27 protein-coding genes are annotated in these 24,357 nt (G+C 71.1%); 18 read left to right on the forward strand and 9 right to left on the reverse strand.

What is annotated here, in order from left to right; translation table 11 throughout:
* The 9 genes from mqnE (at position 1) to HYQ63_RS24295 (ending at position 7,325) form a co-directional block, all read left to right on the forward strand.
* Positions 1-1,182: an aminofutalosine synthase MqnE gene (gene mqnE / locus HYQ63_RS24255; RefSeq protein WP_009715990.1), complete on the forward strand. Its 1,182-nt coding sequence runs from the start codon at positions 1-3 to the stop codon at positions 1,180-1,182.
* Positions 1,183-1,218: 36 nt separating this feature from the next.
* Entirely contained in the window at positions 1,219-1,869 is a 651-nt protein-coding gene (locus tag HYQ63_RS24260) for a UdgX family uracil-DNA binding protein (protein WP_179935846.1), read from the forward strand.
* Between the two features lie 30 nt (positions 1,870-1,899).
* The gene (locus tag HYQ63_RS24265; protein WP_179935848.1) at positions 1,900-2,424 is read left to right on the forward strand and encodes a GNAT family N-acetyltransferase; all 525 of its coding nucleotides are present in this window, start codon (positions 1,900-1,902) and stop codon (positions 2,422-2,424) included.
* 61 nt (positions 2,425-2,485) lie between these two features.
* A complete protein-coding gene (locus HYQ63_RS24270; protein WP_179935850.1) occupies positions 2,486-2,827 on the forward strand; it encodes a DUF4229 domain-containing protein in 342 nt (113 codons plus the stop codon).
* Between the two features lie 360 nt (positions 2,828-3,187).
* On the forward strand, positions 3,188-4,528 hold the full coding sequence (locus HYQ63_RS24275; RefSeq protein WP_179935852.1) for a dicarboxylate/amino acid:cation symporter: 1,341 nt from the start codon (positions 3,188-3,190) through the stop codon (positions 4,526-4,528).
* Between the two features lie 203 nt (positions 4,529-4,731).
* On the forward strand, positions 4,732-5,313 hold the full coding sequence (locus HYQ63_RS24280) for a hypothetical protein (protein ID WP_179935854.1): 582 nt from the start codon (positions 4,732-4,734) through the stop codon (positions 5,311-5,313).
* Between the two features lie 26 nt (positions 5,314-5,339).
* On the forward strand, positions 5,340-5,765 hold the full coding sequence (locus tag HYQ63_RS24285) for a hypothetical protein (protein WP_179935856.1): 426 nt from the start codon (positions 5,340-5,342) through the stop codon (positions 5,763-5,765).
* Positions 5,762-6,229: a hypothetical protein gene (locus HYQ63_RS24290; RefSeq protein ID WP_179935858.1), complete on the forward strand. Its 468-nt coding sequence runs from the start codon at positions 5,762-5,764 to the stop codon at positions 6,227-6,229. Before HYQ63_RS24285 ends, HYQ63_RS24290 begins: the two co-directional genes overlap by 4 nt.
* A gap of 25 nt (positions 6,230-6,254) precedes the next feature.
* Positions 6,255-7,325 carry an ATP-binding protein gene (locus HYQ63_RS24295; protein WP_257232058.1) on the forward strand — a complete coding sequence of 357 codons (1,071 nt, stop codon included), beginning with the start codon at positions 6,255-6,257 and terminating at the stop codon, positions 7,323-7,325.
* Here HYQ63_RS24295 and HYQ63_RS24300 read toward each other — a convergent pair.
* Complete coding sequence (locus HYQ63_RS24300) at positions 7,290-8,291, reverse strand: alpha/beta hydrolase family protein (RefSeq protein WP_179935859.1); 1,002 nt, start codon at positions 8,289-8,291, stop codon at positions 7,290-7,292. The two genes, HYQ63_RS24295 and HYQ63_RS24300, sit on opposite strands and share 36 nt — an antisense overlap.
* 254 nt (positions 8,292-8,545) lie before the next feature.
* Between HYQ63_RS24300 and HYQ63_RS24305 the strand changes: the two genes are divergently transcribed.
* Positions 8,546-9,151, forward strand: coding sequence for a TetR/AcrR family transcriptional regulator (locus HYQ63_RS24305; RefSeq protein ID WP_179940450.1), 606 nt, complete (start codon positions 8,546-8,548; stop codon positions 9,149-9,151).
* A gap of 78 nt (positions 9,152-9,229) precedes the next feature.
* On the opposite strand, the gene HYQ63_RS24310 is transcribed toward HYQ63_RS24305, so the two are convergent.
* The 5 genes from HYQ63_RS24310 to HYQ63_RS24330 form a co-directional block, all read right to left on the reverse strand.
* Positions 9,230-9,829: a hypothetical protein gene (locus HYQ63_RS24310; protein ID WP_257232059.1), complete on the reverse strand. Its 600-nt coding sequence runs from the start codon at positions 9,827-9,829 to the stop codon at positions 9,230-9,232.
* Positions 9,826-10,326 carry a matrixin family metalloprotease gene (locus HYQ63_RS24315; protein WP_257232060.1) on the reverse strand — a complete coding sequence of 167 codons (501 nt, stop codon included), beginning with the start codon at positions 10,324-10,326 and terminating at the stop codon, positions 9,826-9,828. The genes HYQ63_RS24310 and HYQ63_RS24315 overlap by 4 nt, the downstream gene beginning before the upstream one ends.
* 156 nt (positions 10,327-10,482) lie before the next feature.
* Positions 10,483-11,661 carry a lipase family protein gene (locus HYQ63_RS24320; protein ID WP_179935864.1) on the reverse strand — a complete coding sequence of 393 codons (1,179 nt, stop codon included), beginning with the start codon at positions 11,659-11,661 and terminating at the stop codon, positions 10,483-10,485.
* 191 nt (positions 11,662-11,852) lie between these two features.
* Positions 11,853-12,935, reverse strand: a complete 1,083-nt coding sequence (locus tag HYQ63_RS24325; protein ID WP_179935866.1) for an AraC family transcriptional regulator — start codon at positions 12,933-12,935, stop codon at positions 11,853-11,855.
* A 187-nt stretch (positions 12,936-13,122) separates the two neighbouring features.
* The gene (locus HYQ63_RS24330; RefSeq protein ID WP_009715975.1) at positions 13,123-13,326 is read right to left on the reverse strand and encodes a cold-shock protein; all 204 of its coding nucleotides are present in this window, start codon (positions 13,324-13,326) and stop codon (positions 13,123-13,125) included.
* Positions 13,327-13,686: 360 nt separating this feature from the next.
* Between HYQ63_RS24330 and HYQ63_RS24335 the strand changes: the two genes are divergently transcribed.
* The 5 genes from HYQ63_RS24335 to HYQ63_RS24355 all read left to right on the forward strand — a co-directional run bounded on the left by HYQ63_RS24335 (position 13,687) and on the right by HYQ63_RS24355 (position 18,952).
* Complete coding sequence (locus HYQ63_RS24335; RefSeq protein ID WP_179940452.1) at positions 13,687-14,559, forward strand: menaquinone biosynthetic enzyme MqnA/MqnD family protein; 873 nt, start codon at positions 13,687-13,689, stop codon at positions 14,557-14,559.
* Positions 14,560-14,681: 122 nt separating this feature from the next.
* Complete coding sequence (locus HYQ63_RS24340; RefSeq protein ID WP_179935868.1) at positions 14,682-16,460, forward strand: serine/threonine-protein kinase; 1,779 nt, start codon at positions 14,682-14,684, stop codon at positions 16,458-16,460.
* A gap of 57 nt (positions 16,461-16,517) precedes the next feature.
* A complete protein-coding gene (mqnC, locus tag HYQ63_RS24345) occupies positions 16,518-17,717 on the forward strand; it encodes a cyclic dehypoxanthinyl futalosine synthase (RefSeq protein ID WP_179935870.1) in 1,200 nt (399 codons plus the stop codon).
* Positions 17,717-18,169, forward strand: coding sequence for a hypothetical protein (locus tag HYQ63_RS24350; RefSeq protein WP_179935872.1), 453 nt, complete (start codon positions 17,717-17,719; stop codon positions 18,167-18,169). The genes mqnC and HYQ63_RS24350 overlap by 1 nt, the downstream gene beginning before the upstream one ends.
* Positions 18,170-18,259: 90 nt before the next feature.
* Positions 18,260-18,952: a demethylmenaquinone methyltransferase gene (locus tag HYQ63_RS24355; protein WP_179935874.1), complete on the forward strand. Its 693-nt coding sequence runs from the start codon at positions 18,260-18,262 to the stop codon at positions 18,950-18,952.
* Between the two features lie 22 nt (positions 18,953-18,974).
* Here the strand turns inward: HYQ63_RS24355 and HYQ63_RS24360 are convergent, their stop codons facing one another.
* Positions 18,975-19,481 carry a GNAT family N-acetyltransferase gene (locus HYQ63_RS24360; protein WP_179935876.1) on the reverse strand — a complete coding sequence of 169 codons (507 nt, stop codon included), beginning with the start codon at positions 19,479-19,481 and terminating at the stop codon, positions 18,975-18,977.
* Positions 19,482-19,586: 105 nt separating this feature from the next.
* Between HYQ63_RS24360 and HYQ63_RS24365 the strand changes: the two genes are divergently transcribed.
* On the forward strand, positions 19,587-20,909 hold the full coding sequence (locus HYQ63_RS24365) for a geranylgeranyl reductase family protein (RefSeq protein ID WP_373689137.1): 1,323 nt from the start codon (positions 19,587-19,589) through the stop codon (positions 20,907-20,909).
* Between the two features lie 22 nt (positions 20,910-20,931).
* Here HYQ63_RS24365 and HYQ63_RS24370 read toward each other — a convergent pair whose 3' ends face one another.
* Positions 20,932-21,714: a VOC family protein gene (locus HYQ63_RS24370; RefSeq protein WP_179935878.1), complete on the reverse strand. Its 783-nt coding sequence runs from the start codon at positions 21,712-21,714 to the stop codon at positions 20,932-20,934.
* 204 nt (positions 21,715-21,918) lie between these two features.
* Here HYQ63_RS24370 and HYQ63_RS24375 point away from each other — a divergent pair, with 204 nt between their 5' ends.
* Positions 21,919-22,338, forward strand: coding sequence for a CBS domain-containing protein (locus HYQ63_RS24375; protein WP_179935880.1), 420 nt, complete (start codon positions 21,919-21,921; stop codon positions 22,336-22,338).
* 96 nt (positions 22,339-22,434) lie between these two features.
* On the opposite strand, the gene HYQ63_RS24380 is transcribed toward HYQ63_RS24375, so the two are convergent.
* On the reverse strand, positions 22,435-23,235 hold the full coding sequence (locus tag HYQ63_RS24380) for a C40 family peptidase (protein WP_179935882.1): 801 nt from the start codon (positions 23,233-23,235) through the stop codon (positions 22,435-22,437).
* A 755-nt stretch (positions 23,236-23,990) separates the two neighbouring features.
* Between HYQ63_RS24380 and HYQ63_RS24385 the strand changes: the two genes are divergently transcribed.
* Entirely contained in the window at positions 23,991-24,350 is a 360-nt protein-coding gene (locus tag HYQ63_RS24385; protein WP_179935884.1) for an NADH-quinone oxidoreductase subunit A, read from the forward strand.
* The last annotated feature ends 7 nt before the right edge of the window (positions 24,351-24,357 follow it).

Raw genomic sequence — 24,357 nt, forward strand, 5'->3', positions numbered from 1 at the left:
ATGAGCGCAGCGACACACGATGTGGGTTTCAAGCGGGAGTTGGAGCAGAAGGTACTCGCGGGGGAGCGGCTCACCCGTGAGGACGGCCTCGCCCTGTACGAGTCCGACGACCTGGCCTGGCTGGGCGGGCTCGCCCACGAGGTGCGCACCCGCAAGAACGGCGACGTCGTCCACTTCAACGTCAACCGTCATCTCAACATGACGAACGTGTGCACCGCGTCCTGCGCCTACTGCTCCTTCCAGCGCAAGCCGGGGGAGAAGGACGCGTACACGATGCGCATCGAGGAGGCCGTCCGCCTCGCCAAGGCGATGGAGAACGACAAGCTCACCGAGCTGCACATCGTCAACGGGCTGCACCCCACCCTGCCCTGGCGCTACTACCCGCGGTCGCTGAAGGCGCTCAAGGAGGCGCTGCCCGCCGAGGTGTCGCTGAAGGCGTTCACCGCCACCGAGATCCACCACTTCGAGAAGATCTCCGGGATGTCGGCGTCCGAGATCCTGGACGAGCTGATCGACGCCGGTCTGGAGTCGCTGACCGGCGGCGGCGCGGAGATCTTCGACTGGGAGGTCCGGCAGCACATCGTCGACCACGACACCCACTGGGAGGACTGGTCGCGCATCCACCGGCTGGCGCACGAGAAGGGCCTCAAGACCCCGTGCACCATGCTGTACGGGCACATCGAGGAGCCCCGGCACCGGGTGGATCACGTGCTGCGGCTGCGTGAGCTCCAGGACGAGACCGGCGGTTTCCAGGTCTTCATCCCGCTGCGCTACCAGCACGACTTCGTGGACATGCAGGACGGCAAGATCCGCAACCGGCTTCAGGCGCGCACCTCCATGGCGACCGGTGCGGAGGCGCTGAAGACCTTCGCGGTCTCCCGGCTGCTGTTCGACAACGTCCCGCACGTCAAGGTCTTCTGGGTGATGCACGGGGTGCAGACCGCGCAGCTCGCCCTCAACCACGGCGCGGACGACATGGACGGCTCGGTCGTCGAGTACAAGATCACGCACGACGCGGACAACTACGGCACGCCGAACAAGCTGACCCGCGACGATCTGCTCGACCTGATCCGGGACGCGGGCTTCCGGCCGGTGGAGCGCAACACCCGGTACGAGACCATCCGCGAGTACGAGGGCCCGGACCCGGCCCGGCGCGAGTCGCCGCAGCCGATGCGGGTGTGACCGTCTGAGGGCCGGTCCGGCGGGTACCCGGGGCGCATGAGCTCCGGTACGGCTCCCGAGGACGCCTACACGGCCGAGCCCTTCGTGCCCGGCGGCGCCGGCCTGGACGCGCTCCGGGAGGCGGCCGCCGGATGCCGCGGCTGTCCGCTGCACCGCGAGGCCAGTCAGACCGTGTTCGGCGCGGGCGCCCCGGACGCCCGCGTCGTCCTCGTCGGCGAGCAGCCCGGCGACCAGGAGGACCGGCAGGGCAAGCCGTTCGTCGGGCCCGCGGGCAGGGTGCTGACCCGGGCGCTGGACGAGGCCGGGGTGGACCCGGACGAGACGTACATCACCAACGCCGTCAAGCACTTCAAGTTCACGGTCGTCCCCGAGCGCGGCAAACGGCGCATCCACAAGCCGCCCAGCCTGCGCGAGATGACCGCCTGCCGCCCCTGGCTGGCCGCCGAGGTGCACGTGATCGACCCCGAGGTGATCGTGGCTCTCGGCGCGACCGCCGGAAAGGCGCTGCTGGGGCCGTCGTTCCGGGTGACCAAGCAGCGCGGGATGCTGCTGCCGTGCCCCGCGCTGGACGGCCACGAGGTGCTCGCCACGATCCACCCGTCCGCCGTGCTGCGGACCGACGACCGCGAGGCGGCCTACCGGGGCCTGGTGTCGGACCTGAGGGTCGTGGCGGAGGCCCTGCGCTGAGCCGTACGGGGGCTCGGTATCGTCAGCGGCATGCCGCTGACGTTCGACCTCGACCCCGAGACGACCCCTGAGCTGCTCGACTCGATCCGTACGCTCTGGGCCGACGTCTCGAACGCGGGCGGCGCCGTCGGCTTCGTACCGCCGGTGACCACGGAGGACATACGGCCCGAGCTGATCAAGCACCTCACCGCGATGGCGGAGGGGCGCACCCGGCTGCTCGTCGGCCGGGACGAGACCGGCGCGGCGGCCGCGACCGCCTTCTTCACCCTCAACACCCACCGGCTGATGCGGCACTGGTGCTGGCTCTACAGCGTCATGGTCCACCCCTCCCACCAGGGCAAGGGATACGGCCGCGAACTGATGGCCGCCGTGGAGGACGCCGCCCGCGGGATGGACGGCATCCGGGGGATACGGCTCACCTGCCGGGGCGGCACCGGGGTGGACCAGTTCTACGCGTCGTGCGGCTACAAGGAGGTCGGCCGGGTACCGGGGGCGATCAAGGTCGCGGACGACGACTTCCGCGACGACGTCACCATGTGGCTACCGCTGAATTGATCAGAAACCGGACGTGATTCACTGGGAGGGCAGGAACTTCCAGCAGAAAGAGGACCCCGCCGTGTCACTCAAGTCGAGCGCCACGTTCCGCTACACCGGCATGCGCCTGGGGATCTTCGCCGGTTGCTTTCTGGTCATGTGGGCCCTGGTCTACTTCCGCGTGGTCCCCGCGGGCCTCGGCGCCTCCAACCTGTTCTGGGTCGTGCTGCTCGCGCTGATCGTCTCCGCCCCGCTCAGCTTCGTCCTGCTGCGCAAGCAGCGCGAGGCGATGGCGGTGCAGGTCGCCGAGCGCGTGGACCGGGCCAAGGAACGGCTGGCGGCGAGCCAGAGCCAGGAGGACGCCTCGTCCACCTCCTCCTCGCCCAGCGCGTCCACGCAGGACGGTTCGCGCGTCGGCGCGTAACCCGGTGTAAGGATCCTCACACTCCGCACACTCTTCCAAGCCCTCCGGGCCAGCAGCCGCTGGCCCGGAGGGCGTTGAGCTGTTTCCGGCCACCCCCGGGCACCCCGGACGCTCCGCGACCGGTCCGAAAGGTCAAAGATTTGCTTTGGGTTCCCCAAAGCGGCGGTGTTAATGTACTTGTCATGAAGACAGCAGCCGCGCCCCGTATCGCAGCGAGCGTTCCGCTCGTGGCGCGCCTGCACATCGATCTTTGCCGCTGTCGGTCCGCGGCCTGTCACCGCCGCTGACCCCTTCGTCGTACAGCGGCCGGAGATCCCGTACGGACTCCTGGCTTTTTCTCGCCCTCTTACCTCCCCCGGAGTGTGTCCGTTGTCGTCCCTCCCCGAGACGTCCGGCCGGACGTCGTCCTTCCGCCTGCCCAAGGTGCCGTTCTGGGCGCAGATCCTGCTGGGTCTCGTCCTCGGCGTGGTGCTCGGCTGGGTCGCCCGCAGCGGTGACGTCGGCTGGCTGGTCACCACGCTCGACAAGATCGGCTCGATCTTCGTCCAGTTGCTGAAGCTCGCCGTCGCCCCGCTGGTCTTCTTCGCGATCCTGATATCGATCACGAACCTGCGGAACGTCAGCAACGCGGCCCGGCTGGCCACCCGCACGCTGCTGTGGTTCATGACCACCTCGCTCATCGCGGTCGCCATCGGCCTGGCCATCGGCCTGCTCACCAACCCGGGCGCGGGTACCGGCCTGACCCCGAAGGACGGCGCCAAGCCCGACGAGGCCGGGTCCTGGCTGGACTTCCTCACCGGCATCGTGCCGACGGACGTCATCACGCCGTTCACCCAGCTCAACGTCCTCCAGATCGTCTTCATGGCCGCCGTCGCGGGCGTCGCCGCCCTCCAGCTCGGTGAGAAGGCGCAGCCGATCCTCACCCTGAGCCAGTCGGTGCTGGAGCTGCTCCAGAAGGCCCTGTGGTGGGTCATCCGCCTCGCCCCGCTGGGCAGCCTGGGCCTCATCGGCTCCGCCATCGCCGAGTACGGCTGGAACCTCATCAGCAAGTACGCGACCTTCACCGCCGACGTCTACATCGGCTGCGCGCTGGTGATGTTCGGCGTCTACCCGCTGCTGCTGGCTGCCGTCGCCAAGGTCAACCCGCTGAGCTTCTTCAAGGGCGCCTGGCCCGCGATCCAGCTCGCGTTCGTCTCCCGCTCCTCGGTCGGCACCATGCCGCTCACCCAGAAGGTCACCGAACGCCTGGGCGTGCCCAAGGAGTACGCGTCCTTCGCGGTGCCCTTCGGCTCGACCACCAAGATGGACGGCTGCGCCTCCATCTACCCGGCGCTCGCGGCGATCTTCATCGCCGAGATCTTCGGCGTGCACCTCGGCATCGGTGACTACCTGCTGATCGCCTTCGTCTCGGTCATCGGCTCCGCCGCCACGGCGGGCCTCACGGGCGCGACGGTCATGCTCACCCTGACCCTCTCCACCCTCGGCCTCCCCCTGGAGGGCGTCGGCCTGCTGATGGCCATCGACCCGGTCCTGGACATGATGCGGACGGCCACGAACGTCGCCGGACAGGCCCTGGTGCCGGTCGTGGTCTCGGCCCGCGAGAAGATCCTCGACCACGACGCCTACACCCACGCCAGCTCCTCGCCCCTGGATGACCGCGACGAGCCCGCCGAGCCGGAGCGCCAACTGGCCACCGTGTAGCCCCTTCGTATCGGCGCGGCCGCCGGCACGCCGCCCCGTACGCCGGTACGTCTGTGCCCCCGGGACCTCATTGAGGCTCCGGGGGCACTTTTGTGATCAGAGTGTGCTGCATTGCTGTCAATTCCTTTCATGCTATGTGTTATTGAGTGTTACGGCGCTAATATGTGCTTCGTGTACATGCGGTCGTAACGGGGGGAACACGCATGCCTGACACCACGGCGGGGAAATCGCTGCGATCCGCGCGCGACATGATCGAAAAAGCGCTCCGGGAGATGGCGGACAAGGCCGTCCTGCCGAAACCGGGTGCCGAGCGGGGTGTTGTCGGCAAAATCGCGCTCCGCCACATCCTGAAGATGATCGATGTCGTGATCGCGGCCCTGGAGGCCCCGCCGGAATCCGATTCGATCGTCGTGTACGGGATCCTCGCCGAGGAGTGCGAGCCCGTTCTGGGGCTGTCGGCGAGTGACGTATTCAGCGCGCTGGTCGAGATGTGCGGCGAGCCGCATGGGTCGTCCATCCGGCCGGAACTGCCGCGGGCGAAGCAGGCGGTGATCGACACGCTCCGCAGGGAGATCGTCGCGGTGACCGTCGAATACCGGGCCCGGCCCGGGGAGACGGGGGTGCGGATCATCGAGATGCTGTACGGCGCCGATCGGCAGAAGGTGCGGCGCAAGCGCATCAAGCAGGAGATCGACTGGGGCGACATACCCGAGGACGTGCGCGCGCGGATCATTCGTGATGGCGACGAGGGCGTCACCTTGAGCCTTCCGCTGGGGAGGGTTTGATGGCTTTCTTCATTCCCCTGATCATCATGGCGATCGGGCTGGCCATGTGGAACCGGATCATGGTCTGGGCCCGGGAGCAGCTTTTCCCCTGGGTGGCCGAGCACCTTCCCTGGATGTCCGAAACGGTGAAGCTCGCCTTCACCGCGCTGGACAAGTACGCCACGGCGGTCCGCAGAAATGTGAAGGCGGCCTGGAAGCAGCTGCGGTCCTATCTGCTCGAGCAAGTCATCGAGTTCGAGAAGGGGTTGGCCCCGAATACCTATGTCCGGCGCATGACCGCGCTGATGAAGAACCATCTGCGCAGTGACGCGCCGGTCAAGCGGATCGTGGTCGAGGAGGACGTCGCCTGGGACGACCTTCCCGAGAAATACCGTCAGTCGCTGGTAGCGGGCGACGGGGGCAGTTATCGCATGGACGTGACCAGGATGCGCGACCAGGAACTCGAAGAATGAGCCGCAGAGAAAGAAACGGGCACATGTCGCTGTGGTGGTGGACGGGCGTCGGTGTAGTGGTGGTGGCGGCGGCCCTGGTCGCGTCGCGGCAATGGCCGCGGCCCGCCGGGCGCGCGGGGGGCGGCCGTCTCACCGCCGTCGTGCTGGATGCCCTGGCCGAGGACTGGGCGGCGCGCATGGATACGCGCCCCGATGACATCCGGGCCGCCGTTCTCGGCTCCGGAGCCGCCGAGCTGCGGGCCCGGCTCGTATCGGAAGTGCGGGAGGTGGAGGTCGTGTTCATCAGGCCCGCGACCGGGCGGTCGGACGCGCACACCGTGGTCCGCTGCGTATTCGGGAATCCCGAAAGCGCTCTGGTGACCGAGACCGTCACCGGCTGGGACGACATTCCCGACGGCGTCCGCGCGGAGTTCATCCGCCGGGAAATCGACGAGGTCAGCCGTCACTGGTCCGTGGCGAGCTGACACCACTGATACGGGGGGGCAGTGAATGGACGAGGGGCGCAACACCGTGCCGCGGCGCTGGACGTTCACCGAATCCGGCGCCGGGGCGGCCGGATCGGCGACCGTGAGCACAACCGAGACCGCGACGACGACTTCGACCGAGCGCGACGGGGGATCTCCGGGGGCGGGATCTCCGGAGGCGATCGACTTCCGGGTGGAGCAGCCCACCCGGACCTTCGGGGATCTCGTCCTCACGGATGTGGTCCGCAGACGCGTCGACACCGCGCTGAACGTGGTCGCGCACCGGGACGTGCTGTTCAAGGAATGGAACCTGGCGTCGATCTCCCCGCACCGCGGCGGTGCGGTGGTGAGCCTGTACGGCCCGCCCGGTACGGGTAAGTCCGCGTGCGCGGAGGCCATCGCCCACCGGCTCGGCCGTCCGTATCTCCGGGTCGGCTACGCCCAGATCGAATCCCGCTACGTCGGAGAGACGCCGAAGAACATCGTGCGCTGTTTCGCCGAGGCCCGTCGCCACGATGCCGTGCTCATCTTCGACGAGGCGGATTCCATTCTCGGCCGCCGCCTGAGCAGGGTCACCCAGAGCGCCGACCACAGCGTCAATGTGTCCCGCTCGGTGATGCTCACCGAACTGGACCATTTCGACGGCGTCGTCGTCTTCACGACCAACTTCCCGGAAAACTACGACGTGGCGTTCGTCCGGCGGATCCTGGCGCACATCCGGCTGGAACTCCCCGACCTCGCCGCGCGGCGCGATCTGTGGACGAAACTCCTCCCGAAGGAACTGCCGCTGCACCCCGAGGTCACCTCCGACATCATGGCGGCCGAATCGGAGGGCATGGCCGGTGGCGACATCGTCAATGTCGTCATGGCCGCCGCCGCGGCGGCCGTGGCCCGTCGCGGAGAGCGGCGCGTGGTCGAACTCGCCGATCTCCGCGACGAACTGGCCGCCACGGCGCGGGCGCGGCGCGAGGTCGGGAACCCGCCCTCGTCGCCGCGCCTGGTGGCCTGGGAGGACGCGCCCCGGCCCGGATCGGGCGCGGACGCGGAGGCGGGCGCGGGGTCAGGGCCGGGCGAGGGCAGCGGTCAGCAGGGGTAGCGCACGGCCCAGTTCGCGCTCCCAGTACGGCCAGGTGTGGGTGCCGGGGCCGTAGAGCCGGGTGGTGAGGGCCAGCCCATGGGCCCGGGCGCGGCGTACGTAGTCCTCGGCCATCAGCCCGAGGCCCCGCTCGAGGGTGTCGACGGGGGTGCCCTCGGGGTCCAGCGGGCCGGGGGTGCCGTCGCCGCAGGAGACGTACACCGGGTAGCCGCGGGGGAGCCGGGTGAGCTGGGCGTACGGGTCGTGGGCCGCCCAGAGGGCGGACTGCGCCGCGGGGTCGCCCCACAGGGCGGTGGGGTCGGCCCCGTACCGCCGCACGATGCCCTGGACGCCGCCCGGGTCCCGCAGCGGGTGGACGACACCGCTGAACGACGCGGCCGCGCGGAAGAGCCGGGGGTGGCGGGCCGCGTACGACAGGGCGCCGAAGCCGCCCATCGACAGGCCCGCGATCGCCCGGCGGCCGTTGCCGCGCAGCGTGCGCTCCAGCAGCGGGCGCAGTTCGGCGAGGTGGAAGGTCTCCCAGGCGGGCGGGCCGTAGGCGCCGCCGTTCCACCAGTTCGAGTAGAAGCCGGAGGGGCCGCCCTCCGGGGACACCACCAGGGCGGGGAGGGACGCGGTCAGCCCCTCGACGTCGGTGTTGAGGGTCCAGGCCTGCCAGCCCGGGCCGGGGTCGCAGCAACCGTGCAGGAGGTACAGCACCGGCCAGCGGTGGTGCGGCCGGCGGTCGTAGCCGCGGGGCAGCAGGACCCGGGCGTGGCCGTCGCGGGCGAGGGCGGGGGAGTGGATCGTCAGGTCGAGGACGCGTTCGCTGACGCGGTCGGCGGCGGTGATGCGCGCGCGGTCGGCGGCGGTGCCGCGGGCGAGGTCGGCGGGCCGGGGCCGGGAGCGGGCCTCGGCGGGGGTGGGGAGCAGGGGCGCGGCGGCCAGTGCGGCGAGTGCGGCGGCGGCGCGGCGGCGGGAGGGCATCGTCCGTATCTCCTTCGCTCGGTGCGTGCGGAGCTGAACGGTGGAGCTGAACGGGGCGTTGCACATGCGCTGTTGACACTGTGAAGGGAGCCGCGAGCCGTGACAAGAGTGAGGTGCCGAGCACGTGATCTTCGTCCCGGTCCGCCGTAGGCTGGTGGGCGTAAGAGTGTGCGGGGGCACTGTCGGAGGGGGCGGTCCGCGTGGGCGGGGCGACGAGGAGCAAGCGCGTACCGCGGGTGGTGCGGGAGCAGCAGATGCTGGACGCGGCGGTGCGGGCCTTCGCGCGGCGCGGATACCAGAACGCCTCGATGGACGACATCGCCGAGCTGGCCGGGGTGTCCAAACCGCTGGTCTATCTGTACCTCAACTCCAAGGAAGAGCTGTTCGCGGCGTGCGTCCGGCGGGAGGCGGCGTCGCTGGTGGCCGCGGTGCGGGGCGCGGTCGAGCGGGGCGCGCCGCCGGACCGCCAGCTGTGGAGCGGGCTGAGCGGCTTCTTCGCGCACACCGCGCGTCATCCCGACGGATGGGCGCTGCTGCACGTTCAGGCGCGCACGCACGGACACCCTTACGCGCACGAAGTGGCCGCGATGCGGGCGGAGATCGTGGCGTTCGTGACCCAGCTGATCGCGGCGGCCGCGCGGAAGGGCGCGCCGTCGCCGGAGCGGCGGATGGCGGCCGCCGAGGTGTCCGGGCTCGCGCACGCGCTGGTCGGGGCGGCCGAGTCGCTGGCGGACTGGGCTGGCGACGGCGCGGAGCCGGACGGCCCCTCGGCCCAGGAGGCGGCGGCCACCCTCATGAACTTCGCCTGGGCGGGGCTCGGGAACCTGCTGCGCGGACAGGGCTGGTCGCCCGCCCGATGAGCCCCGCCCGATAAGTCCCGCCCGATGAGCCCCGCCCGATGAGCCCCCGATGAGCCGCCGGTGGGGGCCCGGCGCGGGTCAGTCGAGCCGCGCCCGTGCGTACAGCGCCGCCGGGTCCGCCGCGCGGGACACCGCCGAGGGGTGCACGTCCCGCTGGGACACCGGATGGCTGACGCCCTCCCGCCAGGCCGCGGACGGGTCCGTTCCGCTGTCCGAGCCCGCCTTGTCCGGAGCCAGGTCCAGCGGCAGGAAGTTGGACGGGGCGGTGTGCCATCCGTCCGGTGCCACCCGGGTGGCCAGCAGATACGTCCGCCCGGGCAGCAGCGGCGGGGCCTCGCCCACCACGATCCGTTGCCGCCGCAGCGGATCGTCGCCGCCCTCCTGGGCGACCCGTACGCTCCCGGACACCTTCCCCTTGAGGGCGGACTGGACCTCGACCCGGTACGTCGTCCACAGCAGCCGGTCGCCGTCGGTGCGCCGCACCCCCTCGCGGGCGGTGACCTTGCCGATGAAGACGTCATCGGCCCAGCCCGCGGCGAGCCCGGGCGTGTCCAGCCGGACCGCGTAGCTGGGGTGGTAGTGCGTACTGCCGTAGGGGACCTCGAACCAGGCCACCGCGCAGCCGCCCGCCGCCACCAGGGTCGTGGCCAGCGCGATCGTCCCGGTGCGGGGGTTCATGAGCCCCACGCCTCCCGGTACGCGGCGATGTCGGCGGCCGCGGGGGCGAAGGCGGTGCGGGTGTCGTTGCAGTACATGACGGCGCCCGGGGAGGAGCGGTGGCCCAGCCGGAGGGCGTGGCCCAGCTCGTGGGTGACGACGCCGCGCTTCACGTCGGCCGGGTACGCGGCGAGGAAGTGGGCGTTGAGGACGATGTCGTCGGAGCCCAGCTCATGCGATTCCCACAGCCCCGACCAGCCGATGTCGGAGCGGTCGACATCGGTCGCGTCGACGTCCGCGTAGGCCGTGCCGGTGTGCGGCTTGATGTCGACCTTGCCCAGGGCGTTCCAGTCCTCCCGGGCCCGCGCCCACTCCGCGGTGTACTTGGTGTGCAGGGTGTACGTCAGCTCCGAACCGTCCACCGATCCGGCCGTGTTCGGGTCATCCGGGCAGTCGGCGGCGACCGCCGGTGACGCGGGCAGCCCCGCGCACAGCCCGGCGGTCAGGGTCGCGCTCACCGCGATGCGCATACACCGCCGGGCGAAACGGGCGCCATTACATCGACCCACGTCCGCAAACCCCTCGTTCGTGTGAGGCCCGAGAGCTTCAACGTACGAGGGGCCGCGGGGCGTCGCATGCGCACAGGGCCTCCCGGGGGAACCGGAGGCCGTGGCTCAGGTGCCGCAGTTACCGGTGGCCGGCTCGTCGGCGAGCCGCGCGCCGAGCCAGGCCATGGCCGCCGGGATCCCGGTGATCGCGGTCGTCACATGGTCGGTCGGATGGCTCTTCCACTCCACCGGCGCACCCTTCTCGCACCACCGGGTGCGCAGGTCCGCGCCGACCTGGTACGGGATCAGCTCGTCCACCGTGCCCTGGTAGAGGTAGACCGGATGGTCGGGGGCGCGGTCGCCCAGATAGGAGGCGCGCAGCGCGAGCTGCCAGAACGGCGAGGCCAGCGGATCCCGGACGGTCACCTCGGACAGGTTCTGGAAGAGCCCGGCGATGGTGCTGATCGAGACGCAGTTGTTCCGCATGAAGGCGACGTCGTCCTTGCCCTTCTGGTTGAGGTAGGAGTCGAGCGCCAGTTCGGGGAAGGCGGCGTCCTGCCCGGCGAGCGCCATCAGGGCGAGCCCGGCGCCCACGCTGCCGTCGTTGTATTCGAGGGTGGCGGGCAGATCGGCGGGGACGCCCCCGGCGACCGTGCCCTTCACCCGCAGCTCGGGCGCGTACGAGGCGCGCAGCTGGGCGGCCCAGCCCGCCGCCTGGCCGCCCTGCGAGTAGCCCATGATCCCGACCGGGCCGTCCGGCGAGAGGCCCGCTTCGGGGAGCCGCTGTGCGGCGCGCGCCGCGTCCAGCAGGGCGTGCCCCTCGGACCGGCCGACCGTGTAGGTGTGGTCGCCGGGGGTGCCCAGGCCCTCGTAGTCGCTGACGGCGACGGCCCAGCCGCGGCGCAGCGCGAGGTCGATCAGCTGGCCCTCGGAGCTGGTGCCCCGCGGGAAACGGCCGGAGGCCGCACAGCCGTCGGCGAGGCCGACGGCGCCCATGCCCCAGGTGACGAGCGGGCGGGGGCCGGTCTTGCCGTCGTCGGGGACGATGACGGTGCCGGAGACGGTGTTCGCGGTGCCCCGGGCGGTGGTCGAGCGATAGGTGATGTGCCAGGAGCGGGTGGTGACCGGCGCGCCGGGCACGGTGCGGAAGGAGGTCGGAGACTTGGTGACGATGTCACCCGGCTTGCCCTGGGTGGTGGCGGTCCGGGGGGTGTCGGTCGTGGCCATGGCCGCTGGTGCGGTGGACAGCGCGGTCGGCAGGGCCAGGGCGGCGAGGGCGGCGAGCACGGTGGTGCGGGTGCGCATACGGCTCTCCCATGGGTGCGATGGTGCTGCGGTGCTGTGTGGGGGACCGTAGAGACGTGTGGTTTGTCTGTTGCTGACCGGAGCGCTCAGATTTGCTGGCCTCATGTCTCACGGGCATGTCTCACCGGGCGCGTTTCACTGGGCGCGTTCCACCCCGCGCGGCTCACCCCGCGCGGCTCACCCGGCCTCTCTCATTCGGCCCCGCGGCCGTACGCCAGCCGGTATGCGCCCGGCGTCATCCCCGTCCAGCGCCGGAACGCCCGGTGGAACGCGGCGGCTTCGGAGAAGCCCAGCCGCACCGCCAGCTCCTCGATCGGCTCGCCGGTCTCGCGCAGGCTGCCGATCGCCGCGTCCCGCCGCACCTGGTCCTTGAGTTGCTGGAACGAGGTGCCCTCCTCGTCCAGCCGCCGGCGCAGCGTCGCCGGGCTGACCGCGAGCCGGGCCGCGGCCTCCCGCAGCTCCGGCAGCCGTCCGGCGCGGCGGACGCCCGGCCCGCCGCCGGTCCGCGGCCCGCCCGTCCGCAGCCCACCTGCGAGCACGTGGCGCACCTGCTGGGCGACGGTCGTGCCGTACTCGGGGCGGCCGAGCAGTCCGTCGGGTGCGCGGCGCAACAGCGCCTGGAGGGACGCCTCGTCCTGGATCACGGGCGCGGACAGCCAGCGGGGATCGAATCCGGCCGCCGTACGATCCCCGCCGAAGTACGGGGTGCAGTCGAACAATTGCTCGTACTCGTCCGCGTGCGGGGGCGCGGGGTGGGCGAACTGGGTCCACAACAGCGGGATCCGACGCCCGATCAGCCAGCCCGCGAGCCGGTGCCAGATGAGCATCAGCCATTCGGCGACGATCTGGCTCTCGTGGCGGGTGCGTAACTGCCCGCGGAGGCCGAACACCGCCTCCTGGTCCTCGCCGCGCTCCAGCGCCAGGTTCGGCCCGCCGGGGAAGAGCCGGTAGAAGCGCGCGCCGCGCTCCAGGGCGGTGCCGAGGTCGGGGCAGCCGAGCGAGGCGTAGCACATCATGGCGAACGTGCCGGGCCGGCTGCGCGCGGAGCCGAGCCCCAGGAACTCGTCCCCGGTGGCCCGGTGGAGGGCGCGCACCAGCCGGGCGAACTGCTCGGGGGAGAAGCGCGCGCGGTCGTCGCCGAGCAGCAGCGGTGGTATCCGGGCCCTCTGGAGCAGCGGTGCGGTGTCGACGCCGAGCCGCTGCGCGCCGTGCACCGCGGCCCGTACGTGGTGCACCGTGACCGTTCGCCGCCCCCGACCCTTGGTCCGCCCCATGATTGAAACGTTAACCCGATCGGGTGGGCGGCGTCGACGGTGCGTCGCTACTCGCTTACGGAGCGTGAAGCTCGGGGTTTTGCTTTCGAGAGAAAATGAACGGTCCGTGAATACAAAAGGACGGAAAAGGCAGGAGCCCCGCCACCCCGCCGATGCGGGGGAGCAGGGCTCCTTGGGTACTGCTAACTCAGACCGCGCTGACGTTCTCAGCCTGCGGGCCCTTCGGGCCCTGGGTGACGTCGAAGGTCACGGCCTGGTTCTCCTCCAGGGAGCGGAAGCCAGACGCGTTGATCGCGGAGTAGTGAACGAAGACATCGGGGCCGCCGCCGTCCTGGGCGATGAAGCCGAAGCCCTTCTCGGCGTTGAACCACTTGACGGTTCCGGTAGCCATAAAGCCCTCCTTGGGCCAAAGGGTTGCCCTGCTCCAGAACCTGCAAGAAGTCTGAAAACTACAAAAGCCCGCGGTTACATGCTCCGCAGGCTCTGTACTGCAAGGGAAACCAAACTGCAACTTGCGGCGAGCCTAGCACGCTCTGTGTCCAAGGGGAAAGAGTCGAAGATCACGAATACGAGGGTTTCCGGATCTCCTGGGCGGGACAGGATCGCAGGTCGAGCCTTCGGCGCCGCGAGATATCGGGCCCACCCGGGTCCCCCCGCCGCAGGTTCGCGGGAAGAGCGGCGCTAGCCTCCGGTTGTGGACAATTCACCGAGTTCCCCCTCGCGGAGTACACCGGACGCCGCCGAAAGCGTCATCCCCGGCTCCCCGGGCCGTCGCGACAGGCCGAGGGTCGGCCACATCCAGTACCTCAATTGCATGCCGCTGTATTGGGGTCTCGCCAGGACCGGCTCGCTGCTCGACTTCGAGCTGACCAAGGCCTCGCCCGACGCGCTCAACGACCAGCTCGTCGAAGGCCGCCTCGACATCGGCCCGATCAGCCTCGTCGAGTACCTGCGCAACGCCGATGACCTGGTGGCGCTGCCCGACATCGCGGTGGGCTGCGACGGGCCCGTCATGTCGTGCGTGATCGTCTCGAAGGTGCCGCTGGAGCGGCTGGACAAGGAGCGCGTCGCGCTCGGCTCGGCTTCGCGGACCTCCGTACGCCTGGCCCAGCTGCTGCTCGCCGAGCGGTACGGGATCGAGCCCGACTACTACACCTGCCCGCCCGACCTCAGCCTGATGATGCAGGAGGCCGACGCGGGGGTGCTGATCGGCGACGCCGCGCTGCGGGCCAACCTCCACCACGCTCCGAAGCTGGGCCTCCAGGTTCATGACCTGGGGCAGATGTGGAAGGAGTGGACCGGGCTCCCCTTCGTCTTCGCGGTCTGGGCCGCCCGCCGTGAGTACCTGGAGCGCGAGCCGGAGATCGTGCGCGAGGTGCACCGGGCGTTCCTGGAGTCCCGGAACCTGTCCCTGGAGGAGGCGGGCAAGGTCGCCGAGCACGCCGCGCGCTGGGAGGACCTGGAGGCGTCGGTGCTGGAACGCTACTTCACCACCCTCGACTTCTCCCTGGGGGCGAAGCAGCTGGAGGGCATCGCCGAGTTCGCCCGCCGGACCGGCCCGACGACCGGCTTCCCGGCGGACGTCCGGGTGGATCTCCTGGACGCCCCCGCCGCGAAGGGTTAGGCCCCGTCGAGTCGCCGCGGCCTGATCCACGAAGATCCGCCGGACAGGACCTGGCCGACCGGGCTGTGCCGTTGCTGTCATGCCCGCCTAAGCTGGTCCGGCGCAGTCGACGGGGGAGGCACATGCAGCCGCTGGGAGCGGAGGACCCGCAGGTCATCGGGGCGTACCGGCTGCTCGGACGGCTCGGTTCCGGCGGCATGGGCGTGGTGTACCTGGGGCGCAGCGCGGGCGGGCGCACCGTTGCGGTGAAGGTGGTGCACGCGCACTTCGCGCTCGACGAGGAGTTCCGCGCGCGCTTCCGGCGCGAGGTCGATGCCGCGCGCCGGGTCGGTGGTTCCTGGACCGCGCCGGTCCTCGACGCCGACCCGGAGGCACGCGTTCCGTGGGTGGCGACCGGGTACGTGGCGGGCCCCTCGCTCAGCCAGGCCGTCAACGACGAGGGCCCGCTGCCCGAGTCCTCGGTACGGGCCCTGGCCGCCGGGCTGGCGGAGGCGCTGGGCGCCGTCCACGGGCTCGGCCTGGTCCACCGCGACGTCAAGCCGTCCAACGTGCTGCTCGCCCTCGACGGCCCACGGCTGATCGACTTCGGTATCGCCCGGGCCACCGAGGGCACCGTCTCCCTCACCTCCACCGGCGCCTCCATCGGCTCGCCCGGCTATATGGCGCCCGAGCAGATCCTCGGCCAGCCGGTGAGCGGTCCGGCCGACGTCTTCTCGCTGGGCGCCGTGCTGACGTACGCGGCCACCGGCGAGCAGCCCTTCCCCGGCGACAGCTCGGCCTCGCTGCTCTACAAGGTGGTCCACGAGGAGCCGCAGCTCGGGCCGGAGCTGACCGGTGAGCTGCGCGACGTGGTCGCCGAGTGCCTGGCCAAGGACCCGGCGGACCGCCCCACCCCCGAGCAGATCGCGCGCCGCCTGGCCCCCGCGGACGGCGCCTCGGGGCTCGTACGGTCCGGCTGGCTGCCGGGCGCGCTGATCGAGCGGGTGAGCCGACAGGCGGTCGAACTGCTCGACCTGGAGGCGGAGGCGGTCGCGCCGTCACCCGCCGTGCCGGGAGCGCCCGCGCCGGGAGCGCCCGCGCCGGGAGCGCCCGCGCCGGGAACGCCCGCGTCCGGAACGCCCGTTCCTGGAGCGCTCGCGTCCGGAAACCCCGCCGCCCCCGCCGCATCGCCCCCGTCGGCCCCCGTGCTGGGCGCGTTCGGCCCGCCGCCCCCGACGTACACGAACCAGCCGTCGTACGGAAACCAGCCGGGCCACGGGCCGGGCGACCCCGCGACCCCGCCCCCCAACCAGCCGTCGAGCGGCGGCGACGCCGCCGGGCAGCAGGGCGGCCGCGGCTTCGCGCTCTCCGCCGCCCTCGGCGGCAAGAAGCGCCCCAAGGCGCTGAGTTGCTCCCTGGTGCTGTCCGTCGCGGGCGCGCTCGCGATCGCCACGACCGCCGTGTTCCTCGTCCAGAACATGTCCGGGGACCCGGGCGGCGACACGGCGGCCGACAGCCCCACCCGGACCCACCCGGCCAGCCCGGGGGCGTCGGACTCGTCCGGCGGATCGGACGTGCCCAAGGGGTTCCTCGGCACCTGGCAGGGCGACCTCACCTCCCGGAACGGCATCCCCGTCGGCACCATGACCATCACCTTCCAGCGCGGCTCCACCGGCCAGCAGGTCGCGTCGGGCCGGGTGAAGCTGTCCGTGGTGCGCTGCGACTTCACCTGGAAGTTGGTTTCCGCGACGCAGAAGGAACTGCACCTCGACGCCCGCTTCCGGGGGGACGGACCCCAGACGGGGTGCAGCGACAGCTCGACGGACGAGCAGTACACCCTCGGCTCCGACGGCACCCTGAAGTACCGGGCGAAGGACCGGCAGGCGGGCGATCCGACCGGTACCCTGCGCCGCTTGCGCTGACGACCGGGGGCGTACGCTGGGTCGGTCCGCCCGAACACCTCCGAAAGGGACGCCCCGGTGACCGCACACGCCACGCTGCAGGCAGTCCTCGACCGCGCCGCCGCCGGGGGGCGCATCACCCCGGAGGAGGCGCTCGACCTCTACCGGTCGGCGCCGCTGCACGCCCTGGGGGCCGCCGCCGACGCCGTACGCCGCCGTCGCTACGCGGGTACCGAGCACATCGCGACGTACATCATCGAGCGGAACATCAACTACACCAACGTGTGCGTGACGGCGTGCCGGTTCTGCGCGTTCTACGCCGCGCCCAAGGACACCGCCAAGGGCTGGACCCGCGACCTCGACGACATCCTGCGGCGCTGCGCCGAGACCGTCGAACTGGGCGGCACCCAGATCATGTTCCAGGGCGGCCACCACCCGGACTACGGCGTCGAGTACTACGAGAAGCACTTCTCGGCCATCAAGAAGGCGTTCCCCCAGCTGGTGATCCACTCGCTGGGTGCCTCCGAGGTCGAGCACATGGCGCGCATCTCGGGCGTATCGGTCGAGGAGGCCATCCGCCGCATCCACGCCGCGGGTCTGGACTCCTTCGCGGGCGCGGGCGCCGAGCTGCTGCCCGCGCGGCCGCGCAAGGCCATCGCCCCGCTGAAGGAGTCCGGCGAGCGGTGGCTGGAGATCATGGAGATCGCCCACAACCTCGGGGTCGAGTCCACCTCCACGATGCTCATGGGCACCGGTGAGACCAACGCCGAGCGGATCGAGCACCTCCGCATGATCCGCGACGTACAGGACCGGACGGGCGGCTTCCGCGCCTTCATCCCGTACACGTACCAGCCCGAGAACAACCACCTGAAGGGCCAGACGCAGGCGACCGTCTTCGAGTACCTGCGGATGATCGCGATCGCCCGGCTCTTCCTCGACAACGTGGCCCACATCCAGGGCTCCTGGCTGACCGTCGGCAAGGAGGCCGGACAGCTGGCGCTGCACTACGGGGCGGACGACCTGGGCTCGGTGATGCTGGAGGAGAACGTGGTCTCCTCCGCCGGTGCGAAGCACCGCTCCAACCGGATGGAGCTGCTCCACCTCATCCGTACGGCCGGGCGGGTGCCCGCGCAGCGCGCGACCACGTACGAGCACCTGGTGGTGCACGACGACCCGGCGAACGACCCGGTGGACGACCACGTCGTCTCGCACCTGTCCTCGACGGCGATCGACTCCGGTACGGCGCACCCCGAGCTGAAGCTGATCGACGCCTCCTGATGCGCACGCTCCACGCGGCACCGGTGGTCCGGTACACCCTCGGCGAGGGCGCGGTCCTGCACGACGGCGCGGTCCTGGTCGACGGCGGCCGCATCGCGGCCATCGGCCCCCTGGACGAGCTGCGGGCCGCGCATCCGCAGGCCCGGGTGCGGCAGTGGCCCGGCACCCTCGGCCCGGCCCTCGTCCACGACGGGCCGGTGCCGGACGCGCCGACGCCCCGGGAGCGGATCCACGCCCTGCTGCGGCTGGGCGCGACGGCGGTCCTGGCGGAGCACGTCACCGACCCCGGGCTGCGCGCCGCCGCGGAACGCAACGAGGTCGCCGTCTTCGACGACCGGCCGCGCCCGCCCGCCCTGACCGAGGCCGGGCGCGCCGATCTGGCGGTCTTCGGCGCGGACGGGGCCTGCCTGGCCACCGTGCTCGCCGGGCGCCTGGTGCACCGCCGCCGCTGACCCGGCCGCCGCCCCCGCCGCCGACCCCGCACGGCGCGGCGCGTGCCCCCTGCGCGGGGCGAGCGCGGGGGCGAGGTGAACAATGGGCGGGTGACCCGAGCATCCCTGGACAAGCAGCCGCACGAAGTCGCCGCCATGTTCGACGACGTGGCGGCCAACTACGACCTGACCAACGACGTGCTGTCGCTCGGCCAGGCCCGGCTGTGGCGCAAGGAGGTCGCCCGCGCCGTCGACGCCCGCCCCGGGGACCGGGTGCTCGACCTCGCCGCCGGTACGGGCACCTCGTCGCTGCCCTACGCGGCGGCCGGTGCGTACGTGGTGCCGTGCGACTTCTCGCTCGGCATGCTCCGCGAGGGCAAGCGCCGTCATCCGCGGCTGCCGCTGACGGCGGGCGACGCGACCCGGCTGCCCTTCGCGGACGGCGTCTTCGACGCCGTCACGATCTCCTTCGGGCTGCGCAACGTGCAGAACACCGAGGGGGCGCTGCGCGAGATGCTGCGGGTGACCCGGCCGGGCGGGCGGCTGGTCGTCTGCGAGTTCAGCCACCCCACCTGGACCCCGTTCCGCACGGTCTACACCGAGTACCTGATGCGCGCGCTGCCGCCGATCGCGACGGCGGTCAGCAGCAGCCCGGACGCGTACGTCTACCTCGCCGAGTCCATCCGCGCCTGGCCCGACCAGCCCGCGCTTGCCGCCCGGCTCCGCGCGGCCGGCTGGACCCGCCCGGCCTGGCGCAATCTGACCGGCGGCATCGTCGCCCTGCACCGGGCCACCCGGCCCTGACGCGGCGGCCCCGCCGACCGGTTCACAGGTCGAGGCGGAAGCACACGGCGGGGGACTTCGACACCGGCGTCACCAGGTGCTCCGCCACCCGCATGCCCAGCCGCCGCGCCACCGCGATCGACCGCTCGTTGCGCTCGTGCACCATCGCCACCACGTGCCCGATCCCGGCCGCCCGCACCCGCTCCAGGGCCGCCCGTGCGGCGACCGTGGCGTACCCCCTGCCCCAGTGGGCACGCCCCAGCCGCCAGCCGATCTCGATCTCGCCCGCCGGTCCCCAGTCGTGGGGCCACGGCTGGGCGCCGGTGAAGCCCAGCACCTCGTCCGAGGCGTCGAGCAGGGTGGAGAAGCAGAAGCCGTACCGCTCGGCGTGATCGCGCTGGCGGGCGGTGAACTCCTCGTAGTGGGCGAGGGTCTGGGACGAACCGCCGTGGAACTCCATCACCTCCGGGTCGTCGAAGGCCCGGTGCCAGGCGGCGGCGTCCTCGGGGGTGGGCACGCGGAGCCGTATCACAGGCGGGGTCGTGGTCATGGGAGGGCTGCCCTTCGCAAGTGCCGGAGTACGCCCCCATAGACTGCACATGTCCAGTGCCCGGCGCGACCGGCACGCTGTTACCCAGGCCACGGGAGACCCTGCGTGAGCGAGACCGCACCCACCGCGAGCGCCACCGGAAGCGCATCCTCCGGGATTTCGGAGCGCAGCGCCGATGTCATCGTCGTCGGCGCCGGACCGGCCGGTTCCACTACGGCGTATCACCTGGCCAAGTCGGGACTCGACGTCCTGCTGCTGGAGAAGACGGCGTTCCCGCGCGAGAAGGTGTGCGGCGACGGTCTGACCCCGCGCGCGACCAAGCAGCTCGTCGCGATGGGCATCGACATCTCCGAGGAGGCGGGCTGGCTGCGCAACCGCGGCCTGCGGATCATGGGCGGCGGCCTGCGGCTGGAGCTGGACTGGCCGGACCTGGCGGCGTACCCCAACTACGGCCTGGTGCGTAAGCGCGACGACTTCGACGACCAGCTGGCCCGGCAGGCCCAGAAGGCCGGGGCGCGGCTGTACGAGCGCTGCAACGTGGGCGCCCCCATCGTCGACGACCGCACCGGCCGCATCACCGGCGTCGAGGCGAAGCTGGGCGAGGAGAAGACGCCCGTCACCTTCCACGCCCCCCTGGTCGTCGCCGCCGACGGCAACTCCACCCGGCTCTCCCTCGCCATGGGCCTGCACCGGCGCGAGGACCGCCCGATGGGCGTGGCGGTGCGCACGTACTTCACCTCGCCCCGCCACGACGACGACTACCTCGAATCCTGGCTGGAGTTGTGGGACCGGCGCGGCGCGGAGGACCGGCTGCTGCCCGGCTACGGCTGGATCTTCGGCATGGGCGACGGCACCAGCAACGTCGGCCTGGGCGTGCTCAACACCTCGGCCTCCTTCAAGGAGCTGGACTGGCGCGAGATCCTCAAGGCGTGGTGCGCGTCCATGCCGGAGGAGTGGGGCTACACCCCGGACAACATGACCGGCCCGATCCGCGGCGCGGCCCTCCCCATGGCGTTCAACCGGCAGCCGCACTACACCCGTGGGCTGCTGCTGGTCGGTGACGCGGGCGGCATGGTCAACCCGTTCAACGGCGAGGGCATCGCCTATGCGATGGAATCCGGGCAGCTCGCGGCGGACGTGATCGTCCAGGCCCACTCCCGCGCCACCCCGGCCCAGCGCGAAATGGCCCTCCGGCGCTATCCGCAGGTCCTCAAGGACGTGTACGGCGGCTACTACACGCTGGGCCGCGCGTTCGTGAAGCTGATCGGCAACCCGAAGGTGATGAAGCTGGCGACGGAGCGCGGGCTCACGCATCCGATGCTGATGCGCTTCACACTGAAGCTGCTGGCCAACCTGACGGACCCGACGGGCGGCGACGCGATGGACCGCATCATCAACGCCCTCACGAAGGTGGCCCCGCGCGCCTGACGCTCAACGGAGTTCAGGTGGGTCAGGCGTCGGGGCTCGCGCTGGTGATCACGCCGAACGGGGCCCCGGCCACGTCCGTCAGCCACGCCATCCGCCCGATGCCCTCCGACGTCATGGCGGGCATCAGCACGGACCCGCCCAGCTCCTGACCCTTCGCGACGACCCGGTCGCAGTCCGCCACCTCGAAGTACGGCAGCCACTGCGGCGGCGTCGAATGCCCCTCCTGGAGCTGCGCGACGCCGCCGAAGGTGCCGTCCTTGCCGCCGCCCGCGGTGGACAGGACGGTGTACGTCCCGCCGGGGAACGACATCTCCTCGGTGTCCCAGCCGAAGACGGTGCGGTAGAAGGCGCGGGCCGCGGCGGGGTCGGGGGAGTGCAGCTCGGTCCAGCACAGCGAACCGGGCTCGGTGACCGCCTCCAGACCGGCCGTCTTGCCGGGCTGCCAGACCGCGAACCGGGCGCCGCCGGGGTCGGTGAACTGCCCCATCCGCCCCTCGTCGAAGACGTCGAACGGCGCGGCGCGCACGCTGCCGCCCGCCTGCTCGACGGTGCGCGCGGTGGCGTCGGCGTCGGAGGTCTGGAAGTACGGGGTCCAGGCGGACCGGGCCCCGGCGTCGGTGAGCGGGCCGAGGGCGGCCACGGTCTTGCGGCCGTGGGTGAAGAAGCCGTATCCGCCCGCTTCGGGACCGGCCGACTCGAAGGTCCAGCCCAGCAGTCCGCCGTAGAAGGCCCGGGCCGCCTCGGTGTCGGGGGCGCCGAGATCCAGCCAGTTGGGTGCGCCGGGGACGAAATCGGTGGTGAGCATGGCTGCTCCTTCAACGATTGTGCGCAAGGGGCTCATGTGGTGCTCTGACGACAGTTCTCAGTCTGGCACCGGGCGGTCGCGCGGGCCCGCCGGCGGTGGTGACATGGAAGTAAGGGGGCGCCGTGCGCGTCCGCCGCGGCGACGCCGGATCGATCGGGCCCACGGGCCGGTTCTTGGCGGCAGTGGGCCTTCAGGAGGTAGACCATGACGAAGGCCGCAGACATCATGCACCCGGGCGCACAGTGGATTCCGGCGACGGAGAACCTGGAACGCGCCGCGCAGTTGATGCGCGATCTGGACGTGGGCGCCCTGCCCATCAGCGACAGCCAGGAGCGGCTGTGCGGCATTCTCACCGACCGCGACGTCGTCGTCGGGTGTGTGTCCCAGGGCCACGATCCGTCCCGGATGACGGCGGGGGACCTCGCCAAGGGCACGCCTCGCTGGATCAGCTCGGACGCCGACGTCTCGGAGGTGCTGCGGGAGATGGAGGATCACCGGATCCGCAGGCTGCCGGTGATCGACAAGAACAAGCGGCTGGTCGGCATGATCAGCGAGGCGGACCTGGCCCGGCATCTCTCCGAGCAGCAGATCAGCGAGTTCGTGGAGAAGGTCTACGCCACGTAGACAGGCGTGAGGCCGCCGTTCCGCTCTGAGCGGCGAGGAACGGCGGCCCCATGGCCGAAAACAGCCGAAATCAGCCTCTGAGGTGGCTCAGACGGCTCAGAGGACGCGCACGGCCCCGGTCGGCTGGTCGTAGTCCAGCGGACGCTCGACGATGCCCGTGCTCGGGTTCTGGGCGCCGATGAACTTGCCGTCGCCGATGTAGACGCCGACGTGGTACGCGCTGCCGGAGCTGCCCCAGTAGAGCAGGTCGCCCGGCTGGAGGTTGTCCAGCGACACCTGGGTGCCGACGGTGGACTGGTCCTGCGAGACCCGCGGCAGGTCGACGCCGACCTGCTTGAACGCGGCCTGGGTCAGACCGGAGCAGTCGTAGGAGGACGGCCCGCTGGATCCCAGCACATACGCCTTGCCCAGCTGCGCCTTGAGGAAGCTGATCACCGCGGCGGCGTTGCCGGTGGCGTTGGAGACCGAGGTGGTGGAGAGGGTGGCGCGCTCGGCGGAGCGGGACGCCTTCTCGGCCCGGGCCTCGGCGGCCTTCTTGGCGGCGGCGCGGCGCGCCTCGGCCTCGCGCTCCTTCTTGTCGGCCACCGCCTTGGCCTTCTTGGCGGCGGTCTTGGCCTGGGCGGCGGCCTGGTCCTGCTGGGCCTGGAGCTCGTAGCCGGAAGCCGCCTGCTCGGTGGCGTCAGCCGTCTGGGCGGCCGTGCTCGCCAGCGTGTCGCTGACGGTCGGCATCTCGAGCGTCGCCTCGGGGGCGGCGGGCTCGGCGGCGGAGGCGGGCACCGCAGCGCCGGCCACCGCGAGGGTGAGGAAGCCACCGGTCACCCCTGCGCGGAGTGCACGCGTGGGAGCCGCGGCACGGCGGGGCTTCCGGTGGCTGGGTATGTGTGCGATCGGGGACATAGGTCACTGGGTACCAGGGCCCAAAGGCCCGGATCAACAAAAGTGGGCTGCGCCACATTTGACGCGCACACGACCAAAACCCGGGCTAAATGATCTTCATCGCGGGCGCCGGTGTCATGTCCGAATTCCTCGATCATGTGCGTACGCATGGCATTTGGCGTCACGCGGTAACGGCGGGCGGCCTATCACTGATGCAGCCCGCATACCAATGGTTCCCTTCAAATCGAGATCCACAACTACTTCCGGGGTGGGATACCTCACCTCCCCGTGCCCCATTTGTGACGCTCGTGAACGGAAGCGCGAAGCGGCGATCGAGGGGTGCCGGATCGCGGGTCGGGTCGGGGTCGAGCGACGCGTCGAAAGTGGGGCCGGGGGTGGGTCGCGTGCGGGTCACCCATGAGGATTGGGGTCCAATATCAGCTGACGATGTCCGTCTCAAATTTGCCTGTATGTACCATGTCTTGGTAGGGGCGCACCGCGCTCACCTGTGATGACGTCCTCGAATGTCACCTCTCGTGACCGAATGGATGCTTCACGTACAAGATCACCGCTCATCCGACTTCATGATCCTTCGTCAGGTGGTGGAGATCACAAAGACGTTGGCGTACCCCGTGTCGCAGATCACAGACCGACGGGCATAAGATGCAGGCGAAACGGGCTTGTGAACTGCCTCACATGAACGCGATCTTCGTGGGGCGGGGGCACGTCCGTACGGTCCGCCAGCCAGTCATCGTCGACTGAAGGGAGCGAGGACGGTGAACGCATACGCGCCCATCCTCGTACTGGGAGCCCTCGGGGCAGCTTTTGCGATCTTCTCGGTGGTCATGGCCGCGATCATCGGCCCCAAGCGCTACAACCGGGCCAAGCTCGAGGCCTACGAGTGCGGCGTCGAGCCGACTCCGCATCCGGCCGGCGGTGGGCGCTTCCCCATCAAGTACTACCTGACGGCGATGCTCTTCATCGTCTTCGACATCGAGATCGTCTTCCTCTACCCCTGGGCCGTCACCTTCGACGCCCTGGGGCTGTTCGGGCTCGTGGAGATGCTCCTCTTCGTGCTCACCGTCTTCGTCGCCTACGGGTACGTCTGGCGGCGCGGCGGCCTGGAGTGGGACTAAAGGGGCT

This window comes from Streptomyces sp. Rer75, assembly GCF_013414305.1.
Taxonomy (GTDB): domain Bacteria; phylum Actinomycetota; class Actinomycetes; order Streptomycetales; family Streptomycetaceae; genus Streptomyces; species Streptomyces himastatinicus.